A 17,269-nucleotide genomic window follows, 5' to 3' on the forward strand; every position below is an offset into this window, starting at 1 on the left:
GCGCAGCCCTTTCGCGACACAAGGCCGCTCCTACAGGCAGGGCGCGATCCACAGTAGGAGCGGCCTTGTGTCGCGAAAGGGCCGCAAAGCGGCCCCACTCAGCGGGGCAACTCGATCCGCGAGATCTCTCCCGGTACCACCGGCCAATCCCCCGCAGCCCACTTCGCCCTGGCCTGCTCGATCAATTCCGGGTCACTGGCGACAAAGTTCCAGTTCATCCGCCGCGGCCCATCCAGCGGCGCCCCGCCGATCAGCACCAGATGGCATTCACCTTCGGCATACAAGGTGATCTCTTCGCCCTCCGGTAACACCAGCAGGCTGCAGGCTTCCACTTCCTCCTCGCCATTGATCATCAGCTCGCCGTCGAGCAGATACAGCGCCCGCTGATCATGCTCGTTGGGTACCAGCAACGTGGTCGCCGGCTGCATTCGAACCTGTGCATAGAGGGTGGGGGAGAGTACCGGCACCGGAGATTCCAGGCAGAACCCGCTACCGGCAATCATGCAGATGCGTACCCCCAGGCTGTCGCTGACCGGCAGGCTTGCCGCCGGGTGATGGCTGTAGCTTGGCGCACCCTGCTCGAGCTCGCGCGGCGAAGCCAGCCATACCTGCAGCCCGTGCAGGCGCGAACCGTGGGCCATGGCGTCCGCAGGCGTGCGTTCGACATGCGCCACGCCGCTGCCGGCGGTCATCCAGCTGACGTCACCGGGCAGCACGCGCTGCTCCGAGCCCAGGCTGTCCTTGTGCAAGATGGCCCCTTCGAACAGGTAGGTCAGGGTCGACAGCCCGATATGCGGGTGTTGGCGAATATCCATCCCATGTCCCGGCGCGTAGTCGGTTTCGAGCATGTGGTCGAAGAACACGAACGGGCCGACGCTGCGGCACTGGGCCGAAGGTAGCGGGCGCAGGATCGGTTGGCCCTCGACCGATTCGGCGCGCGGGCGGATGACCAGGGGGCTGCTCATGGTGGGCTCCAGGGGGGAGTAAGTCCCCCCAGCATAGCGGTTCGGCGGGCAGAGCTGAACCGCCTTGCCAGGCGGCCGGTCTACCTTGCTGGTATTCGCAAAAGGAAGCTGCCCATGATCGTCAAAGCGCTCGCTTGCGTGCTGTTGTCCGGATGGCTGTGCCAGGCGGCGCAGGCGCGTGACTACCGCTACAGTGACGCCCACCTGCACTATGTGGACTTTTTCCAGGAAACCGAAGGCATGCAGGTGTTGCTCAAGGCCATGGACGACGCCGGCGTCGAGCAATCGATGATTTCGGGTATCCCAGTGGCCAAGAAATGGCACGAGGACGAACCCAAGCGCCCCCGTTACTACGCGGGTGACGATGCCGATGCCTACTGGTACAGCGCCACCGATACCTACGTGGCGGCGGCTCTGCTGCAGCTGCCCGCAGACCAGCGCAAGCGCTTTCATCCGTTTCTCACCGGCTTCAATCCGGTGGACAAGAACGCGGTCAGCCATATCGAGCGCATGCTCGATCTCTATCCCGGACTCTGGCAGGGCATTGGCGAAGTCTTCACCCGCCACGACGACCTAACCGCCCTGACCACTGGCGATACGCCGCGGGCGAACAACGAGGCGATGGCGCGGATCTATCACCTGGCGGCCGAGCGCGATATGCCGGTGTTGCTGCATTCCAACATCACCTCCAAGCGTGAACGCAACCCGCTGTACCTGGCCGAGATCGAGGAGCCGCTGCGCAACCACCCGCACACCCGGTTCATCTGGGCCCACGCGGGCAGCAGCGTGGAGATTCACCGGCACCAGACGCAGATGGACTTTCTGCTGCCGGTGCTGACGCGCTTGCTCGGGGATTACCCGAACCTGTATGTCGACTTGTCGTGGAGTGTGCTGGAGCCTTATCTGCTGGATGAGCAGGGCGTGCCGCGCAAGGGGTGGGTCGAGCTGGTGGTGAAGTACCCGGAGCGGTTCATGTTGGGGTCGGATGTGGTTGGGCGGTTTGACAGTCTGAAGGAGCAGATGCACGGGTTCAGGCCGTTTCTGGATGCGTTGCCGGAAGCCGTGGCGAAGAAGGTGGCGCGGGATAACTTTCTGGCGGTGTTGCCCAAGCAGAGGTAGAGGCTGCCTGTGCGGGCCCTGTCGCCGGCAAGCAGGCGACAGGGCCGGTGCAGTCAGTGCAAAAAAAACGCCCCGAACCAGTCGGGGCGTTTTCATTTACTGCATCAAGGCCTTACTTGCCTTCCCAGCGCTTGAGCACCAGGGTGGCATTGGTGCCGCCAAAGCCGAAGCTGTTGCTCATGACCGTGTCGATCTTCGCGTTCTCTTCGGTCTTGCGCAGGATCGGCAGGTCGGCGACCTCCGGGTCCAGCTCGTCAATGTTGGCGGAGCCGGCGATGAAGTTGTTCTCCATCATCAGCAGGCAGTAGATCGCCTCGTGCACGCCAGCGGCGCCCAGCGAGTGACCGGACAGGCTCTTGGTCGAGCTGATCTTCGGCGCTTTGTCGCCGAATACCGCGCGAACACCCTTGATCTCGGCAACGTCACCGACCGGAGTCGAGGTGCCGTGGGTGTTCAGGTAGTCGATCGGGGTGTCGACGGTGGCCAGCGCCTGCTGCATGCAGCGGATGGCGCCTTCGCCGCTCGGGGCGACCATGTCGTAGCCGTCGGAAGTGGCACCGTAGCCAACGATTTCGGCGTAGATCTTGGCGCCACGGGCCAGAGCGTGCTCCAGCTCCTCGACCACCACCATGCCGCCACCGCCAGCGATGACGAAGCCATCACGGTCAGCGTCGTAGGCGCGCGAGGCCAGTTCCGGGGTGTCGTTGCGCTTGGTCGACAGGGCGCCCATGGCATCGAACAGGAACGACTGGCTCCAGTGCTCTTCTTCACCGCCGCCGGCGAAGACGATGTCCTGCTTGCCCCACTGGATCTGCTCCAGCGCGGTACCGATGCAGTGTGCCGAGGTAGCGCAGGCCGACGAGATCGAGTAGTTCAGGCCCTTGATCTTGAACGGAGTGGCCAGGCACGCCGACACGGTGCTACCCATGGTACGGGTGACGCGGTAGGGGCCGACGCGCTTGACGCCTTTCTCGCGCAGGGTGTCCAGCGCTTCCATCTGATTCAGGGTCGAGGCGCCGCCGGAGCCAGCCACCAGGCCGGTACGCGGGTTGGAAACCTGCTCTTCGGTCAGACCGGCGTCCTTGATCGCGTCCTGCATCGCCAGGTAGGCGTAGGCAGCAGCGTGGCCGACGAAGCGGAAGACCTTGCGGTCGATCAGTTCTTCGAGGTTGAGGTCGATGGAGCCGGAAACCTGGCTACGCAGCCCCTGTTCCTTGTATTCCGGGTTGTAACGGATACCCGGACGGCTGTTGCGCAGGTTTTCGGTGACGGTAGCTTTGTCATTGCCCAGGCACGATACGATGCCCAGACCAGTGATAACGACGCGGCGCATGCGAATAACCCTTAGAAATTGTCAGTGGAGGTGAACACGCCGACCCGCAGGCCTTCGGCAGTGTAGATCTCGCGGCCGTCAACGCTGACCGAGCCATCGGCGATGGCCATGTTCAGCTTGCCCTTCAGGACGCGCTTGATGTGAATGTTGTAGGTGACTTTCTTGGCAGTAGGCAAGACCTGGCCGAAGAACTTCACTTCGCCCGAACCCAGCGCGCGACCGCGGCCTGGCAGACCCTGCCAGCCGAGGAAGAAGCCGACCAGCTGCCACATGGCATCGAGGCCCAGGCAGCCTGGCATCACCGGGTCACCTTCGAAGTGGCAGGCAAAGAACCACAGGTCCGGGGTGATATCCAGCTCGGCGACCAATTCACCCTTGCCGTACTTGCCACCTTCTTCGCTGATATGGGTGATGCGATCGACCATCAGCATGTTCGGCGCGGGCAGTTGCGCATTACCTGGGCCGAACAGCTCACCGCGACTGCAGCGCAGCAGGTCTTCCCGAGTAAAGGCGTGTTGTTTGGTCATGCGAGCTCCTCAATAACCCCCTGTGGCAGGGGATGAATCTTCCCGGCCAACCCGGCATCTCTCCGGGCGGCAGCCTACAGGTAGACTATTGCGTTGTGGTGAAAGTCACAGCGCACCTGGCGAAAGAAGTACAGGTGTGCACTGAAACGTCTATTTTCAGGGCCGACGAGGGTCCTGTCCAGTCCTTAAGACTGCCGCACTTTAGCATTTATCGCCAGTCGCGGCTGTCTGGCCGGGTTAACCAGCGCTGCAATACCCGCTGCAGGTCAGTGCGGCGGAACGGTTTGCTCAGGTAATCGTTCATGCCGGCGGCCAGGCAGCGCTCTCGGTCGCCCTGCAACGCGTTGGCGGTCAGGGCGATGATCGGTAGCTGGGCCGTGCCGGGCAGCAGACGGATGCGTCGGGTGGCCTCATAGCCGTCCACCTGGGGCAGGCGGCAGTCCATCAGCACGGCGGAAAAGCGCTGCTGGCTGACCTGGTCGACCGCCTGTATGCCGTCATGGGCCACGCTGACTTCCAGGCCCAGGCTGCGCAACATGGCCTCGATGACACTTTGATTGACCGGATTGTCCTCCACCAGCAGGATGCGTTCGCCCTCTGCCATCGGCTCCAATTCCAGCGCACTGCCTGACAAGGTCGCCGGCGTGGCGCTGGCCAGGGTCAGTGGCATTTCCAGGGTAAAGGTCGACCCCAAGCCTTCGCGGCTTTCACCGCGCAGCTTGCCGCCCATGCGTTCGGCCAGGGTACGGGCGATCGACAGGCCCAGACCGGTACCGCCATAGCGGCGAGAAATCGAACTGTCGGCCTGCTGGAAGGCGATGAACATCATTTCCAGGCGTTCGTTGTCGATACCGATGCCGGTGTCGCGCACGCTGCAGGTAAACCACAGTTGCTGGCGGTCGAGCATTTGCCAGCGTGCTTCAACCATGATCTGGCCGCGTTCGGTGAACTTCAAGGCATTGCCGACCAGGTTGAGGAGCACCTGACGTATCCGGGTCGGGTCGCCAACCACCTGCAGCCGCTCGGCGTCGGCAGGCAATTGCAGGTGCAACGCCAGGCCGCGCTGCTGCGCGCTGTGCTGGAACGACTGCACGCTGCTGGCGATCAGCTCGCCCAGGTTGAAGTCGATGTGTTCCAGCTCCAGGTTGGTGCGCTCGATACGCGAAAAATCGAGGATGTCGTTGATCACCTTCAGCAGGTGCCCGGTGGATTCGCTGGCGACTGCCGTGTAGTCGGCCTGTTCGCTGGTCAACTGGGTGGTTTCCAGCAGTTGCAGCATGCCCAGCACGCCGTTCATGGGCGTGCGCAGCTCGTGGCTCATCATTGCCAGGAATTCCGACTTGGCGCCGTTGGCCTGCTCGGCCTCCTCGCGGGCCTGGATCAGTTGGGCAATTGCCTGCTTCTGTTCGATGCTGGCCTGCTCAAGGGCGCTGGCCAGGTTGTTGATGTGGCGGGCCAGGTGGCCCAGCTCGCTGTCGTCGACCACCGGCAGCGGCGCATCGTATTCACCCTGCTGGATGGCCTTGACCGCGTGCCCCATGTCGCTGATCGGCTTGGCCAGGCTCAGTGCCAGGCGGCGGGCAAGCAGGAAGGTGAACAGCAGGGCGAACAGGGCCAGGATCCCGGCCTTGATCACGATTTCCTGCTGGCGCTGGCTGAACGCGTCATCCGACATGCCGACGATGACCCGCCCCAGGTAGTCGTCACCGATGGACGTTGGCGGTGTCTTGCCTTGCTGCAGGAAGTCGTTGTCGAGGCGGATCTGCTGCAGCCGGATCGGCGCTTGGAACACTTCCACCCGCTGCGCCCGATTGTTGCTTTCATCGGACTGCTCGACGTACACCAGGATGTGGTTGCGGCCGTCCTGCACTTCCAGGAAGCGCACATGGGGAATGCTCAAGGTGGCGCGCATCAGGCCTTCGAGCACCTCATTGTTGCCGGAGATCACCCCGTACTCGGAGGCGGGCGCCAGCTGGTTGGCGATCAGTTGCCCGGTGTGGTTGAGCTCCTGGCGCAAATCCTGAATGCGCACGAAGGTGAAGAAGCTGATCAGCAGCAGGGTCAACAGCAGTGCAGGGCCCAGGCTGATGATCTGGGTGCGGGTATGGATGTCCCAGCTCAGGCGTTTGCTCATGGGTTGGGTTCTCCTTCTGCCAGGGCCTTGGCAGTGGCCTTCTGATCGATCGGTTCAAGGCCCAGGGCACGGGCTACCTGTTGGTTGCCGCTGACCCTGAAATGTGCCGGGTAGAGGCCGCGCGGCCAGCGTGCGGGCGCAAGGTCAAGCAACTGGTCGAGCACCCTCAGCCAGTCTTCCTGATCGCTGTAGGTGCTGGCCAGGGCGCCGGCGCGGACGAAGCCCGCGTTCGGGCCGATCAGCGCCATCTGCCGGCCGTAACTGCTGAGCAGCAGGTTTTTCGCGGTCTTGGAGTTGTACAAGCCAGCGTCGTCAAGGCCAAGCAGCACATCGCTGCTGCCCAGCAGATGCTGCAGTGGCCTGCTGTCGCGCTGGTCCGGCCAGTCCTGGGCGACGATCTCCAGGCCGAGCGGGCGCGCCGCCAAGCGCAGCTCGTCGAGGAGGAAATGGCTCTGCTCGCCATACAGGACGCCAATGCGCTGGGCCTGGGGCAGTAGGTAGCGGGCCAGGCGCAGTTGCCGGGCCAGGGGCGGGTCACTCCAGAGCAGGGTCAGGTAGGCGGGACGCGACTTTCCCAGGCGCTGATGAGCCTGTACCCGGCTGATACGCATGGCCAGGGCGGGGGGGCCGGCGGCTTCACCAAGGCGCCACTCCAGCGCGGCGCTGTCGAGCAGCACCAGGCGCAGGTCGGGCTTCAGCTGACTGGGGCGGGGCAGCTCGGCGACGGTCTGGAACCTCACCTTGTCATGGCTGCGACGACTTTCAAGGGCTGTGGCGAAGCTGCGTATGCCAGGCTGATCCTCGCCACCGACCACCAGGATCTCGCTGGCGGACAGCGAACCCAGTGGCCACAGGCAGAACAGCAGCAGGCACAGCAGGCGGGCCATCAGAACTCCAGCTCCACGCTCACGCTCAGGCGGTGGCGGCTGTCGTAGAGGTTCTGCTCGGTGGTGGTCGGCTCATCGTCCAGGCGTTGCTGCCACAGGGCGGCCAGCTCCAGGTTGCTGCTCTGGATGCGAAACCGTTTGGCCAGGCGAAGGTCGAGGCGCTCGTAGCGGTACTGATTGAGGGCATCGTCGCCATAGTAGAACAGCGCGCTCGACCAGCCCTCGCCCCATTCGCGCATCCAGCCGGCCGAGCCGCTGTTGCGGGCGGTGTTGGCGCTGTCAGCGGGGTTGCTGGCCCAGGCGTCGACGTAGGCATAGGTGAAACGCAGGCGGTCGCGGCGGGTCGCACGCCAGTCCAGCTGGGCTTCGCTGCCGCTGAACCGGGCCTTGTTGGCGTTGCTGGCAATGTACTGGTTGTTGCGCAAGGGCTCGCTGATCATTCCGGTGATTTCGTCGTAGAACAGCTTCACATCCATGCTCAGGTCCAGTTCAGTGAACTGGCCGTTGTAGCCCAGCTCGCGAGAACGCATGCGCTCCTGGTCGAGGTCGCCAGGGCCACGGGTCTTGACGAAGTATTCGCCATGCTGCTCGCCGAAGCGATTGGGGGTCAGGTTCTTGACCGTGTAGCTCCAGTTGACGTTGTTCTCGAACATGTCAGGCGAACGCACCGCCTCGGAGTACACCGCGCGCAAACCGTGGCGCGGGGTGATCAAGTAGTTCACCGCCATGCGCGGGGTCAGGGAGCTGCCAGACAACTTCGAGTCTTCGAGCATCGCGCCGCCCTGCAGGATCCAGTGCTCGTCGGCGCGCCATTCGAGCTGGCCGAACAGGCGCCAGGTCTGGTCGTCGAGGCTGCCATTGAAGTAGGTCTGCGAATCGGCGCGATCATAGCGAAAGTTCATGCCGCTGAGCAGGCGCAGGCTGTCGGTGAGGCTCAGGGTGTCCTGGATCTCCAGGTCGTAGCGGGTTTCCCGGGTGCTCTGGTCGACATCGCCGCAAACGGTATCACTGCCGCCTTGGCTCCATTGCGCCTTTGCCTGTGTCAGGAGTGCGCCGAGCCGGGGGTCGGTAGTGGTTGGCAAATTGCCTGTCGACAGATTGCGTGCCACTTTTTCGGCGAAGTCCGGGTTCAGCTGCCAGAGCTGCGTCAATGCCGGGCTGAACGCCATCAGGGCATCGCAGGCCCGCCAGACCTGCTGGCGGTCAAAGTGCTGGGCCGAGCCCTGGATGTACAGGCTGTGCTCTGGATTGAAGTCGACGTTCCAGCGCACTGAGCCGGCGTAATCCTTGGCGTTGACATCGGCGTCGTTGCCCGCTGCATAGCGGCCGAACACGGGTTGGTAGGTGTAGGGGCGCTGGTTGCTGCCTTCCTTTGCCGCCAGTTGCCATTCCAGGGTCTGGTTCGGCGCCAGGGTATGGCTGACGCTGAGGTTGAAGCGGTTCAGACGGCGGCTGTCACGGTAGTCCTGGCCGAACTGGTTTTCATCGAAACCGTCGTCCTTCTGCCCCGACACCGAAAGGCGCAGGTCGCCGCCGTCCCAGCCCAGGCCGTGGCTGAGGTAGTAGTCGTCGATGCCATTCTCACCGCGGGTCAGCTTTATACGTGTGCCGTGGCTGTCGGCCGGGTTGCGGGTCAGGATGTTGACCACCGCCATCAGCGCATTGGCGCCGTAGCTGACGGTGTTGGGGCCGCGGAACACCTCGATGCGCTCGATATCTTCCAGCGCCACCGGGATGTCGCTCCAGTCCACCGTGGCCAGGCCCGCGCGATACACCGAGCGGCCATCGATCAGCACTTGCATGCGCCGTGCTTCGTTGACGTTGGTGCCGTGGTAGTTGACGGTTGGCTGGTTGCCAGCGCCGTAGCCGATCATCATGCCGGGCACCAGGCGCAGCAGGTCAGGGATGTCGCGGGCACCGCTGGCGCGGATCAGTTCGCTGTCCAGCACGGTCATGCTGCCCGGCACCGCTGCCGGGGATTGTTTCAGTCGCGTGGCGGTCAGAACCTGAGGCAGATCGGCGTTGTCGATGAACAGGTCGTTGGCTGCTGCCTGGCCGCCGAGCAGGGCGGTCAGCAGCAGCAGGCGAGGGTAGGGGGGCGTGCCAGGGACCACGGTACGGCCTTGTCTCAGAGTTGAAACAGGCATGTTAACTGACCATGGGGGTTTTGCCAGTGCGGCAAATCACCGTTCTGTGAAAGGGTCGGCGCTGCTACTGGTTCTGACGCAGGCGCGCCGTATAATGGCCAGGTCGCCACTTAACTTATGGCTTTAACGGATTGAATATGACTGAACAGCAACCTGTTGCAGTTCTGGGAGGCGGCAGCTTCGGCACCGCCGTGGCGAACTTGCTGGCCGAGAACGGTGTGCCGGTGCGCCAATGGATGCGCGACCCTGAGCAAGCCGAGGCGATGCGCGTCAATCGCGAGAACCCACGCTACCTTAAAGGCATCCGTCTGCACGACGGGGTCGAGCCGGTCAACGACCTGCTGGCTACCGTGAAGGTCAGTGACCTGATCTTCGTTGCCTTGCCCTCCAGCGCCCTGCGCAGCGTGCTGGCACCGCACGCCGAGTTGCTGCGTGGCAAATGCCTGGTCAGCCTGACCAAGGGTATCGAAGCGCAGAGTTTCAAGCTGATGAGCCAGATTCTCGAAGAGATCGCGCCCCAGGCGCGCATCGGCGTGCTGTCAGGGCCGAACCTGGCCCGCGAGATCGCCGAGCATGCGCTGACTGCCACCGTGGTCGCCAGCGAGGACGAAGCGCTCTGCCAGCGCGTTCAGGACGTATTGCACGGGCGCACCTTCCGGGTCTATGCCAGCAGCGATCGCTTTGGCGTGGAGCTTGGCGGCGCGCTGAAGAACGTCTACGCCATCATCGCTGGCATGGCCGTGGCGTTGGGCATGGGCGAGAACACCAAGAGCATGCTGATTACCCGCGCGTTGGCCGAAATGACCCGCTTTGCCGTGAGTCAGGGTGCCAACCCCATGACGTTCCTCGGCCTGGCCGGGGTCGGCGACCTGATCGTCACCTGTTCCTCGCCCAAGAGTCGCAACTACCAGGTCGGCCATGCCCTGGGTCAGGGGCTGAGCCTGGAGCAGGCGGTCAATCGTCTGGGCGAGGTGGCCGAAGGGGTCAACACGATCAAGGTACTCAAGGCCAAGGCCCAGGAGATGCAGGTCTACATGCCGCTGGTAGCCGGCCTGCACGCCATCCTGTTCGAGGGTCGTACACTGAACCAGGTGATCGAACACCTGATGCGCGCCGAACCCAAGACCGACGTCGACTTCATTTCCACCAGCGGTTTCAACTGAGCCTGCAGCGCATTGAGTTGCCTTCAGCCAAGGAGCGATACATGAACGATACCCCCGAGCGCGCGCAGCGCGAATCGATCATCTTGCGCGTGTTGTGGATGCTGGTGTTTCTGGTGGTCTGGCAACTGGCCGAGCTGCTGCTGGGCGGCCTGGTGCTGGTCCAGCTCATCTACCGGCTGATTTATGGCGCACCGAGCGCCAGCCTGATGAACTTCGGCGACAGCCTTAGCCAGTACCTGGCGCAGATCGGCCGTTTTGGCACTTTCCACACCGATATCAAGCCCTGGCCGTTCGCCGATTGGCCGGCCCCGCGTGCGCCTGAAGGTGAAGCACCGCACGCCGTGGCCCCTGCACCGCATCCGGTGCGCGATGAGGAACCGAAGCTGTGAAGCTGTGGATTTTGCGCCATGGTGAAGCGGAGCCGCGTGCCAACACCGACGCCGAGCGGCGGCTGACGGCCCACGGCCGCGAACAGGTGCTGCACAGTGCCGCGCGGCTGCTCGGCCAACCGTTGCAAGCGATCATCGCCAGCCCTTACGTGCGTGCCCAGCAGACCGCGGCGCTGGTGCATGACACCTTGGGCTTTGCCGAGCCCGTGCGCACCGTGCCCTGGCTGACGCCTGACAGCGATGTGCAAAAGGTGATCGCAGAGATCGAGCGGCTGGGCCTGGACCAGGTGCTGTTGGTCAGTCACCAGCCACTGGTGAGTACGCTGGTCGGCATGCTCGAGCATGGCCACGGTCAGCAATCACCGCCCATGAGCACCGCCAGCCTGGCGGAGCTTGAGGGCGACTGGCCATTGGCCGGGCTGATGACCCTGCGCGCGGTCAGTTCGCCAGCCTGATCGGCGGCCACTGGCATTTTTGTCAGTTGTCGCCGCATCGGTACCCTTGCTAGCGTTGCCCTCAGGTCAATCAGTCGCTGAACCTGGCAGGGAGTCTTTGATGAGTGGTCTGATGCCAGAGCTGTTGCGTTCGCTGGACCTGCAGCCCATGGTGGAAAAGATCGGCGAAGGTGCGGTACTGGACTTTGTCGAGTACAGCCTGCTGCGCGAGTCGGCAGACGCCAAGCTGTATCACCTGCTGGCCAAGGTGTGCAGCGCCAGCCAGCAGGCTGAGGCGAGCAACCGGCAAGGCGAAGAGAACCTGCGCAAGCTGCAGGATGCCTGTCTACGTGTCACCCACCTGTTGCAGGTCAGCTGCCTGGCGTTGCGAGGCCTGCAACTGGACCATCAGGACCAGCGCCTGGCTCGCGAGGCCTTGGAGAGCCAACTGGCCTACATGCAGGCCTGTTTGCGGCGCTCACTGGCCAGTTTCGACAGCAGTACCTGACCTTATCACCCTTGGCGATGACCTTTCCGGACGTTGCCGAGTGGCGGCAGGATGCCGACAATGGGCCAACATTTCTCGGTCCGGACCAGGCGCCATGTCGCAGCAGATCTTCTTCGCCCACGCCAACGGTTTTCCCTCGGCCACCTACGGCAAGCTGTTCGCTGCCCTGGCGCCGGACTACGAGGTCGGATACCTGGCCCAGCATGCCCATGACCCACGCTTCCCGGTGAACGAGAACTGGCAGAACCTGGTGGATGAACTCCTGCACCACCTGGCCCGGCAGGATGCGCCGGTGTGGGGTGTGGGCCACTCCCTGGGGGGCGTGCTGCACCTGCATGCGGCCTTGCGCTGCCCGCAGTATTACCGGGGTGTAGTGATGCTGGATTCGCCGGTGCTGACCCGTGCCGACCAATGGTTGCTGCGCACCGCCAAGCGTTTCGGCTTCATCGACCGCATCACCGCGGCAGGGCGTACCCTGGGGCGGCGTGAGGTCTTCACCGACCGCGACAGTGCGCGCGACTACTTCGCCAGCAAGCGCCTGTTCCGCCATTTCGACCCCGACTGCCTCGAAGCGTATTTGCAGCATGGCCTGGAGGAGGCGGAGCAGGGGCTGCGACTGCGCTTCGATCCGGCCACCGAAATCAGCATCTACCGCAGCATTCCCCACGCAAGCCCCGCTCCCGCGCGGCAGTTGCAGGTGCCGCTGGCGATGGTGCATGGCGATCGCAGCAAGGTGATTCGCCGCCATCACACGCTGGCCGTGCGTGGCATGCCCAAGGGCGAATACCACAGCGTGTCCGGTGGCCACATGTTCCCCCTGGAGCGGCCGACCGACACCGCCAGCCTGATCAAAGGCCTGTTCGACCGCTGGAACCAGGCATGAGCGCGCAGGTCGAGGAAATCCGCCTCAGCCTTGGTCATATCGAGCTGGCCGCTCACCTGTTCGGCCCCGAGAACGGCCTGCCGGTGATCGCCCTGCACGGCTGGCTGGACAACGCCAACAGTTTCGCCCGCCTGGCACCGCAACTGAAGGGCCTGCGCATCGTTGCCATCGATCTGGCCGGGCATGGTTACTCCGAACACCGGCCGCCGGGGGCCGGTTATGCCTTGGCCGACTACGCCCACGACGTGCTGCGGGTTGCCGAACAGCTGGGTTGGCAGCGTTTTGCACTGCTCGGCCATTCGCTGGGGGCGATCATTTCGGTGCAACTGGCCGCCGCGCTGCCCGAGCGGGTCAGCCATCTGGCTTTGATCGACGGGGTCATTCCGCCGACCGGTGCCGAGCAGGATGCCGGCGAACGGCTGGGCATGGCCTTGCAGGCCCAGTTGCGCCTGGATGGCAAGCGCAAGTCGGTCTACCAGACCCTGGAAGAGGGCGTGCAGGCGCGCATGAAAGGCATGGTCGCCGTCAGCCGTGAGGCTGCCGAGCTGCTGGCCCAGCGTGGGCTGATGCCGGTGCCTGGCGGTTACAGCTGGCGCAGCGACAGCCGCCTGACCTTGCCATCCCCGCTGCGCCTGAGCCAGGCCCAGGCGATGGCCTATGTGCGCCGGGTGAGCTGCCCGGCCAGCCTGGTGGTGGCCGCCGATGGCATGCTGGCGCGCCACACCGAGTTGCTGGAGCAGCTACCCTTTGCGCAGACCGTGTTGCCCGGCGGGCATCACCTGCACTTGAACGATGAACAGGGCGCGACCCTTGTTGCAGACTGTTTCAATCGCTTCTTTGGCTTTGCTTGACTTGCATCGGACAAGTGTCGAGGCTTGGCGGGTTGAACAGGGAGACAACCATGTACATGCCAGACATCCATCAACTTTTCACCGGCGCCGCGTGCGGCATGGGTGGCCGATGAGCATTCGAGTTCTCATCGCCGGCTGCCTGGGGCTGGCCAGCCCGTTGCTGTGGGCCGGCAGCCTGCCCGTTCCGGTGGATGGCAAGGTCGTCGACCAACGCCCTGCCGTGGAGCAGGAACGCATCTACCCCATGGGCCCGCTGCGCAAGATCAGCGGCCGCCTGCGCGTCGACGACAAGGTCGAAAGCCGTGGCCAGGTCAGTTCGGTGACCTATGAACTGCCCGTCGAGCGCACCGCGCGCGAAGCGTTCACCAGTGCTCGCGAAGAACTGCAGCACGCCGGTGGCTACCCGCTGTTCTGGTGCCAGGGTCGCGACTGTGGCGAAGCCAGCCTGTGGGCGAACGATGTGTTCGGCAACGCCCGACTCAACGGCGGGGACGAGCAGCAGGCCTTCATCCTGCTGCGCCGCTCCGCCGAGGAGGCCGACACCCTGGTCGCGCTGTACAGCGTCACCCGTGGCAACCGCCGCGCCTACCTGCACGTGGAGGAGTTCGTCGCCGGCAGCCCGCTCGGTGACCTGCTGCCCACGGCCGCCACGGTGCTGCGCGAAATGCGCGACACCGGCAAGCTCGACTACCCTGACCTGAGCGTCCCACAGCCGACCTGGGTGGCGTTGCTCAGCCGCAGCCTGAACCTGGACAGCACCTTGCGCGCCAGCCTCAGCGGCGCCCAGGCCGAGGCCTGGCGCGAGCAATTGGTCAAGGCCGGGGTGCGCAGCAATCGGCTCGAAGTCGGCAGCACCCCAACCGATGGCCTGCACCTGGAACTGATCCGTTGAACGAGTGCCACCATGGCCAACAATGACCGCCTGTTGATCCAGATCGTCCTGCTGGCCTTGCTCGGCGCTGCACTTTGGGTGATGGCCCCCTTCATTTCAGCCTTGTTGTGGGGCGCCATCCTGGCCTTTGCCAGCTGGCCGTTGATGCGCTTGCTGACGCGGGTGCTGGGCGGGCGTGAAACCCTTGCCGCGAGCCTGCTGACCCTGGCCTGGATCCTGATCGTGGCACTGCCCCTGGTATGGCTGGGTTTCAACCTGGCGGACCATATACGCGATGCCACCGCCTTCGTGCGTGACGTGCAGGTCGGTGGCCTGCCTGAGGCGCCGGACTGGCTGGGGGGCATACCCCTGGTCGGCGAGCGTCTGGTGCGCTGGTGGCAATCCATGGATCAGCAGGGCGCTGCGCTGATTGCCTCGATCAAGCCTCACCTCGGCCAGGTCGGTAACTGGCTGCTGGCACGCAGTGCACAGATCGGCAGCGGGATGCTGGAGCTGTCCTTGAGCCTGGTCTTCGTGTTCTTCTTCTATCGAGACGGCCCGCGCCTGGCGGCGTTCGTCCTGCGCCTGCTGCAACGGCTGGCGGGTGAGCGCGCCGAATACTACCTGGAGCTGGTGGCCGGTACCGTGCAACGGGTGGTCAACGGCGTGATCGGCACTGCCGCGGCCCAGGCGCTGCTGGCGCTGATCGGCTTCCTGATCGCCGGGGTGCCGGGGGCCATCGTGCTGGGCCTGGTCACCTTCATGCTCAGTCTGATCCCCATGGGGCCGCCGCTGGCCTGGGTACCGGCGACCGGCTGGCTGGTGTGGAAGGGTGAGTACGGCATGGCCGTGTTCCTGGGCCTGTGGGGCACCTTCGTCATCAGTGGCGTGGACAACGTGCTCAAGCCTTACCTGATCAGCCGGGGCGGCAACTTGCCGTTGGTGATCGTGCTGCTGGGTGTATTCGGTGGGTTGATTGCCTTTGGCTTCATTGGCCTGTTCATCGGGCCGACCTTGCTGGCGGTGGGGTACAGCCTGCTGCTGGACTGGAGCCGCAACGCGGGGCAGCAGACGCCGCAGCGTTAATTCTGTGCCGGCCCCTTCGCGGGCTTGCCCCGCGAAAGGGCCGGTACTGCCACCTCAGAAGCCCAATCTTTACGCTTTCTTTATCCTCATCCCCCTCCCTCGATCTCGCCCCTTTACGCCCCTCCCACGGACAATTTCCCCAAAGCGGCCCAAGCCGCCACACGGGGAGTTCCACTCATGCACATGCTCGACGGGCTGTCACTGCTTCTGGCAGTGGCATTGGCGATTTACCTGCTGGTGGCGCTGCTGCGCGCCGATCGCAGCTAGGGAGTGGCCATGCACAGTTACGACTTCGCTTTGCTGTTGGCGTTCTTCGCCATCGTGCTGCTGCCGGCACCTTGGCTCGGACGGTTCTACTACAAGGTCATGGAGGGTCAGCGTACCTGGTTGACGCCACTGCTCGGCCCCGTCGAACAAGGCTGTTACCGGCTTGCCGGGGTCCGCGCCGAACAGGAACAGAACTGGAAGCAGTACGCCCTGGCGCTGCTGGCCTTCAACCTGGCCGGCTTCCTCCTGCTGTTCGCTGTCCTGCTGTTGCAAGGCTACCTGCCCCTGAACCCGCAACACCTGCCGGGCCAGGAATGGTCACTGGCCTTCAACACCGCCGTGAGCTTCGTCACCAACACTAACTGGCAGGCCTACAGCGGCGAGGCCTCGGTCAGTTACCTGAGCCAGATGCTGGGCATGACCGTGCAGAACTTCGTCAGCGCCGCCACCGGCTTGGCCGTGCTGGTGGCCCTGTGCCGTGGCATCGCCCGCCGCTCGACCACAAGCCTTGGCAACTTCTGGGTAGACATGACCCGCGCCACCCTCTACGGCCTGTTGCCGTTGTGCCTGGTGCTGGCGTTGCTGCTGGTGTGGCAGGGCGTGCCGCAAACCTTCGCCGACTACGCCCATGCCGTGACCCTGCAAGGCGCCGAACAGAGCATCCCGCTCGGCCCGGCCGCCAGCCAGATCGCCATCAAGCAACTGGGCACCAACGGCGGTGGCTTCTTCGGCGTCAACTCGGCGCACCCGTTCGAGAACCCCACGGCCTGGAGCAATCTCTTCGAAGTCGCTTCGATCATCCTGATCCCGGTCGCGCTGGTGTTCACCTTCGGCCATTACGTCAAGGACCTGCGCCAGAGCCGGGCGATCCTGGCCTGCATGCTGGGCCTGTTCCTGATGGGCGGTGCCACTGCACTGTGGTCGGAGTACCAGCCAAATCCGGCTCTGCAGAGTGCTCAGGTTCAGCAGGAGGCGCCCATGGAAGGCAAGGAGAGCCGCTTCGGCACCACCGGTTCGGCGCTGTGGACGGTGACTACCACCGCCGCGTCCAACGGTTCGGTCAATGCCATGCATGACAGCCTGAACCCGCTGACCGGGATGGTGGCGATGGTCAACATGATGGTTGGCGAGGTGATCTTCGGCGGCGTGGGTGCCGGGCTCTACGGCATGCTGCTGTTCGTGCTGATCGCGGTGTTCCTGGCGGGCTTGATGATCGGCCGCACCCCGGAATACCTGGGCAAGAAACTGCAGGCGCGAGAGGTGCAGTTGCTGGTGGCTACCTTGCTGGTGATGCCGGTCGGCGTGCTGGTGCTTGGCGCCATCGCCGCCAGCCTGCCTGGCCCGGCGGGTGCGGTGAGCAACCCGGGCGCCCATGGCTTCAGCCAGTTGCTGTACGCCTACACCTCAGGCACCGCCAACAACGGTTCGGCGTTCGCCGGTTTCGGTGCCAACACGGTGTTCCACAACCTGATGATCGGCTTGGCCATGCTCATTGGCCGCTTCGGCTACATCCTGCCGATCCTGGCCTTGGCCGGCAGCCTGGCGGCGAAGAAAAGCGCGCCCCAGGGGCTGAACAGTTTCCCCACCCACGGCCCGCTGTTCACTGGCCTGCTGCTAATGACCATCCTGCTGGTCGGTGGACTGACCTTCCTGCCGACCCTGGCCCTGGGGCCAATCGCCGAACACCTGAGCCTGGGTTTCTGAG

Annotated in this window: 16 protein-coding genes and 1 pseudogene; 11 read left to right on the forward strand and 6 right to left on the reverse strand. The window is 64.3% G+C overall.

The window, feature by feature from the left end; all coding sequences use genetic code 11:
- Positions 1-98 precede the first annotated feature (98 nt).
- Positions 99-965, reverse strand: coding sequence for a pirin family protein (locus tag ACIPZG_RS04640; protein ID WP_400710679.1), 867 nt, complete (start codon positions 963-965; stop codon positions 99-101).
- Positions 966-1,079: 114 nt separating this feature from the next.
- Here ACIPZG_RS04640 and ACIPZG_RS04645 point away from each other — a divergent pair, with 114 nt between their 5' ends.
- Complete coding sequence (locus tag ACIPZG_RS04645) at positions 1,080-2,084, forward strand: amidohydrolase family protein (RefSeq protein WP_400710682.1); 1,005 nt, start codon at positions 1,080-1,082, stop codon at positions 2,082-2,084.
- A gap of 112 nt (positions 2,085-2,196) precedes the next feature.
- On the opposite strand, the gene fabB is transcribed toward ACIPZG_RS04645, so the two are convergent.
- The 5 genes and pseudogenes from fabB to ACIPZG_RS04670 form a co-directional block, all read right to left on the reverse strand.
- Complete coding sequence (gene fabB, locus ACIPZG_RS04650) at positions 2,197-3,417, reverse strand: beta-ketoacyl-ACP synthase I (protein ID WP_008089110.1); 1,221 nt, start codon at positions 3,415-3,417, stop codon at positions 2,197-2,199.
- Positions 3,418-3,428: 11 nt separating this feature from the next.
- Positions 3,429-3,944 (reverse strand): 3-hydroxyacyl-[acyl-carrier-protein] dehydratase FabA, encoded by a 516-nt coding sequence (gene fabA, locus ACIPZG_RS04655; RefSeq protein ID WP_008089108.1) that lies wholly within the window; start codon positions 3,942-3,944, stop codon positions 3,429-3,431.
- 201 nt (positions 3,945-4,145) lie between these two features.
- Positions 4,146-6,078, reverse strand: a pseudogene (locus ACIPZG_RS04660) (ATP-binding protein).
- Positions 6,075-6,965 (reverse strand): ABC transporter substrate-binding protein, encoded by an 891-nt coding sequence (locus ACIPZG_RS04665; RefSeq protein ID WP_400710685.1) that lies wholly within the window; start codon positions 6,963-6,965, stop codon positions 6,075-6,077. Before ACIPZG_RS04665 ends, ACIPZG_RS04660 begins: the two are co-directional and overlap by 4 nt.
- The gene (locus ACIPZG_RS04670; RefSeq protein WP_400710688.1) at positions 6,965-9,112 is read right to left on the reverse strand and encodes a TonB-dependent receptor plug domain-containing protein; all 2,148 of its coding nucleotides are present in this window, start codon (positions 9,110-9,112) and stop codon (positions 6,965-6,967) included. The genes ACIPZG_RS04665 and ACIPZG_RS04670 overlap by 1 nt, the downstream gene beginning before the upstream one ends.
- 137 nt (positions 9,113-9,249) lie before the next feature.
- Here ACIPZG_RS04670 and ACIPZG_RS04675 point away from each other — a divergent pair, with 137 nt between their 5' ends.
- The 10 genes from ACIPZG_RS04675 (at position 9,250) to kdpA (ending at position 17,268) form a co-directional block, all read left to right on the forward strand.
- Positions 9,250-10,275, forward strand: a complete 1,026-nt coding sequence (locus ACIPZG_RS04675; RefSeq protein WP_400710691.1) for an NAD(P)H-dependent glycerol-3-phosphate dehydrogenase — start codon at positions 9,250-9,252, stop codon at positions 10,273-10,275.
- A gap of 41 nt (positions 10,276-10,316) precedes the next feature.
- Positions 10,317-10,664, forward strand: coding sequence for a DUF4389 domain-containing protein (locus ACIPZG_RS04680; protein WP_400710694.1), 348 nt, complete (start codon positions 10,317-10,319; stop codon positions 10,662-10,664).
- On the forward strand, positions 10,661-11,119 hold the full coding sequence (sixA, locus tag ACIPZG_RS04685; protein WP_400710697.1) for a phosphohistidine phosphatase SixA: 459 nt from the start codon (positions 10,661-10,663) through the stop codon (positions 11,117-11,119). The genes ACIPZG_RS04680 and sixA overlap by 4 nt, the downstream gene beginning before the upstream one ends.
- A gap of 112 nt (positions 11,120-11,231) precedes the next feature.
- Positions 11,232-11,606, forward strand: coding sequence for a hypothetical protein (locus ACIPZG_RS04690; protein WP_400710886.1), 375 nt, complete (start codon positions 11,232-11,234; stop codon positions 11,604-11,606).
- Positions 11,607-11,700: 94 nt separating this feature from the next.
- Positions 11,701-12,489 carry an alpha/beta fold hydrolase gene (locus ACIPZG_RS04695; RefSeq protein WP_400710700.1) on the forward strand — a complete coding sequence of 263 codons (789 nt, stop codon included), beginning with the start codon at positions 11,701-11,703 and terminating at the stop codon, positions 12,487-12,489.
- Positions 12,486-13,340, forward strand: coding sequence for an alpha/beta fold hydrolase (locus tag ACIPZG_RS04700; RefSeq protein WP_400710703.1), 855 nt, complete (start codon positions 12,486-12,488; stop codon positions 13,338-13,340). The genes ACIPZG_RS04695 and ACIPZG_RS04700 overlap by 4 nt, the downstream gene beginning before the upstream one ends.
- 109 nt (positions 13,341-13,449) lie before the next feature.
- Complete coding sequence (locus ACIPZG_RS04705) at positions 13,450-14,232, forward strand: DUF4892 domain-containing protein (RefSeq protein ID WP_400710706.1); 783 nt, start codon at positions 13,450-13,452, stop codon at positions 14,230-14,232.
- Between the two features lie 12 nt (positions 14,233-14,244).
- The gene (locus ACIPZG_RS04710) at positions 14,245-15,297 is read left to right on the forward strand and encodes an AI-2E family transporter (protein ID WP_400710709.1); all 1,053 of its coding nucleotides are present in this window, start codon (positions 14,245-14,247) and stop codon (positions 15,295-15,297) included.
- 177 nt (positions 15,298-15,474) lie between these two features.
- Complete coding sequence (kdpF, locus tag ACIPZG_RS04715; RefSeq protein WP_008089084.1) at positions 15,475-15,564, forward strand: K(+)-transporting ATPase subunit F; 90 nt, start codon at positions 15,475-15,477, stop codon at positions 15,562-15,564.
- Between the two features lie 9 nt (positions 15,565-15,573).
- Positions 15,574-17,268, forward strand: coding sequence for a potassium-transporting ATPase subunit KdpA (gene kdpA / locus ACIPZG_RS04720; protein WP_400710712.1), 1,695 nt, complete (start codon positions 15,574-15,576; stop codon positions 17,266-17,268).
- Position 17,269 lies beyond the last annotated feature (1 nt).

It is taken from the genome of Pseudomonas sp. NPDC089395, from assembly GCF_044749525.1.
Classification (GTDB): domain Bacteria; phylum Pseudomonadota; class Gammaproteobacteria; order Pseudomonadales; family Pseudomonadaceae; genus Aquipseudomonas.